Below are 5,493 nucleotides of genomic sequence, written 5' to 3' on the forward strand. Positions count from 1 at the left end.
GCGGGTAGTGGGTGGTGGTGGCGTTCCATGCGCTGACGATCTGCTGCTGCTCGGCGTGGTCCAGCATCGCCAGGTCGGCCAGCCGCTGTTGCGGGTCGGCAATGAGGCTTTGCAGCAAGTGCAGCCAATGCCGCCCAAGGCGCTCGATGGTGGTGGCGTTGAACAGGTCGGTGGCGTAGGTGAGTGTTGCGCTCAAGCCCTCGGCCGATTCGCTGGTGCTGAGGGTCAGGTCAAATTGCGAGGTGCTGCCCTCCCAGTCCAATCCCTCGACCTGCAACGCCAAAGGCAGTGACGGGCGTTCGGTGGCGCTGGGTTTGTCGGCACTCTGGTGGTTGAACATCACCTGGAACAGCGGGTTATGGCTGAGGCTGCGCTCTGGTTGCAAGGCCTCCACCAGTTGCTCGAACGGCAGGTCCTGATGCGCCTGGGCATCCAGTGCATGTTGCTTGACCTGTTGCAGCAGAGCCTCGACCCGCAGGTGCGAGCTGAACTCGGCTTTCATGACTTGGGTGTTCACGAAGAAGCCGATCAGCCCCTCGGTTTCGACCCGGTTGCGGTTGGCAATCGGCACACCGACGCGAATATCGTTCTGGCCGCTGTAGCGGTGCAACAGCGTCTGGAAAGACGCCAGCAACAGCATGAACGGCGTCACACCCAGGCGATGGGCAAAGGCTTGCACTGCATCGCCCAGGCCAGGCGTGAGGGTAAGTGACAGGTGGGCACCCCGGTAGCTTTGTTCAGCCGGGCGCGGGCGATCTGTCGGCAACTCCAATACGCTGTTTTCGCCGGCCAACTGGGCGGTCCAGTAGGCCAGTTGACGTTCGCGCTCGCCGGCTTGCATCCATTGCCGTTGCCAGGCGGCATAGTCGGCGTACTGGATGGGCAACGGCGCCAGCGAGTGAGGCTGCCCAGCCTGGGCGGCGCCATACAGGCTGATCAGTTCCTCCACCATCAACTGCACCGACCAGCCATCGGAAACGATGTGGTGCTGGGTAAGTACCAGTACATGTTCATCGTCCGCCAGGCGCAGCAGCCTGACCCGCAGCAGCGGGCCGTTTTGCAGGTCGAACAGTTGCCGGGTTTCGTGCTCCACAAATGTCTTGATCGTGGCGTCGTCCGGTGTGCCGTTCAGCGTCTCGACCACCAGCGCCAGCGGCGCATGGTCGGCGATGATTTGGCGCGGTTGTTCGTTTTCCACCACGAAGGTGGTGCGCAGTGCCTCGTGACGGGCGATCAGTTGATTGAACGCTTGCTCCAGCGCCGCGACATCCAGCGCGCCTTTGAGGCGCAGTGCGGCCGGCAAGTGGTACGCGGCGCTATGCGGGTCCAATTGCCAGAGGAACCACTGGCGCTCCTGCGCGTAGGACAGGGGCAGCGATTGAGTGCGTTCGACGGACACCAGTGGCAGCTCATGCTGCCGTGCGCGACCGTCCAGGCCGGCGACGAAATCCCCGAGCACGCTGCGTTCGAACAGGCTGCGCAGGGCGACATCCAGCCCCAGGGCCTGACGCACCCTGGAAATGATCTGCGTCGCCAGCAACGAATGGCCGCCGAGTGCGAAGAAGTCATCCGTGAGGCCCACCTGCTCAAGGTTGAGCACGCTTTGCCAGATTCCGGCGACCTGGGTTTCCAGGGCCGTTCGCGGCGCCACATAGTGGTTTTGCTGTTGGCTGGCATCCGGCTTGGGCAGCGCTTTACGGTCCAGCTTGCCGTTCGGGCTCAGGGGCAGCACATCAAGGAACATCAGGAAGCCCGGCACCATGTAGTCCGGCAGCACGGCGGCCAACGCGGCCTTGATCGACTGACGCAGCTCTGCGTGCGGCACGGCCGTGGCATGGGGCACCACATAACCCACCAACTGCAAGCCGCTGGCTGCCGGTTGGGCGAGGACGATGGCGTCTCGCACCACGTCTTGCTCCAGCAGTCGGGCCTCGATTTCGCCCAACTCGATACGGAAACCGCGAATCTTCACCTGATGGTCGATCCGGCCGACATATTCGATCACCCCCTCGGGGGTGTAGCGCGCCAGGTCGCCGGTGCGGTACAAGCGGCCGCCGCCTTGGCTGAACGGGTCCGGCATGAAGCGCTCGGCCGTCAGGTCCGGGCGATTGAAATAACCGCGTGCCAGCAACTCGCCGCCGATCATCAGTTCGCCCACCACGCCAATCGGCGCCGGGGCACCGCTGTCGTCCAGCAGGTAAATGCTGCGCCCGGCCAGAACCTTGCCGATGGGCATGGTCAGTGGCGTCGGGCGGGCGCCGGTTACGTAGTCGGTGCAATCGAGGGCAGTGACCGTGACCGTGGCTTCAGTAGGGCCATAGGTGTTGAGCAATTTGACGTGGCCAAGGCCGGCCTGGCTCCACGCGGCGAGGCCTTCCGGCGGCATGGCTTCACCACCGGCGTGCACTTGCTTGAGTCGCCCGTAATCCCGTGGACCCGCCGCGGCAAAATCCTTGGCCAGCAGGTTCCAGTAGGCCGTGGTCAGGTCGACCACACTGATCTGGTGCTTGAGCAGTGCGCGGTAGAACGTCTCGGTGTCCCAGATTTCAGTGCCGCGCAGCACCACCGACGCGCCGCAGATCAGTGCCGGGTACAACTGCTCGACGAAACCGTCGAAGTTGAAGGTGGAAAACTGCAGGATGCGGTCGCCGCCATTGAGATTGAAAAACCCCAGCGACACATAGGCATGGCGAGTCAGCGAGGATTGGTTGATGCCCACGCCTTTTGGCCGGCCCGTGGAACCGGAGGTGAACATCACATACGCAAGGTTATCGGCATGGGCGCGATTGGCCAGGTTGCTATCGTCCAGATCGTCCCAGGCTTGGTTCTGGTCCAGGCACAGATGCGCCACATCGGCAGGAATCTTCAGGCGTTCGCGCAAGTGGCCCTGGGTCAGCATCAGTTGCGTGCCGCTGTCTTCGATCATGCACAGCAACCGATCCTGCGGGTATTCCGGATCCAGGGGCACGTAGGCGCCGCCGGCCTTGAGCACCGCCAGCAAGCCGATGATCATGTCCAGGCCGCGCTCCACGGCAATCCCCACCAGCACGTCGGGCCCGACGCCCAGGCTCACCAAATGGCGGGCCAGGCGATTGGCCTGGGCGTTGAGTTCGGCGTAACTCAGCTGGCGGTCTTCGAAGAGCAAGGCCGGGGCTGATGGTTGCTTCGCCACCTGGGCTTCAAACAACTGATGGACCCGTTGTTCACTTGGGTATTCGAGGGTGGCACTGCTCCAGTCATGGAGCATCAGGTGCCGTTCTTCACGCCCAAGCATGTCCAGTTCACCCAGGCGTTGCTGCGGGTTACGGACGATGGCCTGCAACAGGTTTTGCCAATGCCCGGCCATACGCTGGACGGTTGGGGCTTCAAACAGGTCGATGGCATAGGTGAGGGTGGCCAGCAGATCGTCGGCGGACTCGGTGGTATCCAGCGAGAGGTCGAACTGGGTGCTGGGCAACGTGCCTTCCAAGACTTCAAGGCTCAGGCCGGGCAAGCTGACGCTGTGTTGGGGCTGCACGCTGGCATGGTTGTACATCACCTGGAACAGCGGGCTATGGCTGAGGCTGCGCTCCGGTTGCAGGGCTTCCACCAGTTGCTCGAAGGGCAGGTCCTGGTGAGCCTGGGCCTGTAAGGCATGGTGTTTGACCTGTTGCAGCACGTCGACAAACCGCGCCTGGCCGTCGAGTTCTGTACGCAATACCTGGGTGTTGACGAAAAACCCGATCAGCCCTTCGGTTTCCACGCGGTTGCGGTTGGCAATCGGCACACCGACACGGATGTCGGTTTGCCCGCTGTAGCGATGCAACAGGGTTTGGAACGAGGCCAGCAACAGCATGAACAACGTCACGCCTTGCTGCTGGGCCAATTGCTTGAGCGACTGATTCAACGGGTGGCCCAGCGCAAGTTCCAGTTGGGCGCCGCGGTAGCTCTGCTCGGACGGCCGGGTGTGGTCGGCGGGCAGTTCCAATACCGTCTGCTCGCCACCCAACTGTTCGGTCCAGTAGGCCAGTTGGCGCTCGCGCTCTCCAGCTTCCATCCACTGACGCTGCCACACGCCATAGTCGGCGTACTGCACAGGCAGGTCGGGCAGGCTGGCGGGTTGCTGCTGGCTGAAACCTGCGTACAGGGCAATCAGCTCCTGGATCATCACGTTGATCGACCAGCCATCGGAGACAATATGGTGCTGGGTGAGGATCAGGACGTGATCGTCATCCGCCAGTTTCAGCAGTTTTACCCTGAGCAGCGGGCCGTGCTGCAAGTCGAACAGCTGCTGGATTTCGTGTTCAACACACGCCTGGATCACTTGCTCGTCTGCGCCCGGCCGTGACTCGACGGTGATTGCCAGCGGGGCGTGGGCGGCGATCCGTTGCACGGCACGCTCGCCGTCCTGGGCGAACGAAGTGCGCAGGCTTTCATGGCGCTCGATCAGGTGGTCAAAGCTGCGCTGCAGTGCCTGGGTGTCCAGATGGCCTTGCAGGCGCAGGGCCGCCGGGATGTGGTACGCGGTGCTTTGAGGGTCCAGTTGCCAGAGGAACCACTGGCGTTCCTGGGCATACGACAGGCGCAGCGGCTGATCGCGTGCGACCCGTACCAAGGGCGGCTCATGGCGGGCCGGTTCTTGCTCCAGGGTGGCCACGAACGCCTGCAAGGTGCTGCACTCGAACAGGTTGCGCAGGGGCACATCGGTGTTCAGGGCATGCCGCACTCGGGAGACGACCTGGGTGGCCAGCAGTGAATGACCGCCCAGCTCAAAGAAGTCATCGTAAAGGCCGACGGTTTCACGCTTGAGCACGTCTTGCCAGATCGCGGCGATCTGCTGTTCCAGCGGGCTGTGCGGCGCCACGTAGGTTTTTTGCAGCAGGTTTGCATCGGGTTTCGGCAGGGCCTTGCGGTCCAGTTTGCCGTTGGGGCTCAGGGGCAGTTGATCGAGGAAGATCAACTGGGCGGGCACCATGTAGTCAGGCAGGTGTTCGCCCAGGCGTTGCTTGATGTGGCTGCGCAGTTCATCTGCGTCACCGGCTTCGCTGGGCACGGCGTAGGCGACTAACTGGCCGTCGGCCGCAATCACCACGGCTTCGCGTACGCAGTCCAGTTCCATCAGGCGGGTTTCGATCTCGCCCAGCTCAATGCGCAGGCCACGGATTTTTACCTGATGGTCGATACGGCCCCGGTATTCGATGACGCCGTCGGGACGGTAGCTGGCCAGGTCGCCGGTGCGATACAGGCGTTGGCCGTCACCGAACGGGCTGGTCATGAAACGCTCGGCGGTAAGGGCAGGGCGGCGGTGGTAACCCCGGGCCAGGCCTTCGCCGCCCAGGTACAGCTCGCCGATGACACCGGCCGGCACCGGTTGCAGCTCGGCATCGAGGATGTAGGTGGTGAGGTTGGCGATCGGCTGGCCAATCGGCACGCTGGCCTTGCCTTCTTCGCGGCAGGTCCAGTGGGTCACGTCGATGGCGGCTTCGGTAGGGCCGTAAAGGTTGAACAAGCCGG

At 63.2% G+C, this 5,493-nt stretch carries 1 protein-coding gene; it reads right to left on the reverse strand.

Translation table 11 applies throughout. From position 1 onward, the window contains the following. The coding region (locus NDJ82_RS27290) for a non-ribosomal peptide synthetase (protein ID WP_250926657.1) at positions 1–5,493 on the reverse strand (5,493 nt) is incomplete at both ends.

Origin of the sequence: Pseudomonas sp. SR18, assembly GCF_023701505.1 — a bacterium.
Classification (GTDB): domain Bacteria; phylum Pseudomonadota; class Gammaproteobacteria; order Pseudomonadales; family Pseudomonadaceae; genus Aquipseudomonas; species Aquipseudomonas cyclaminis.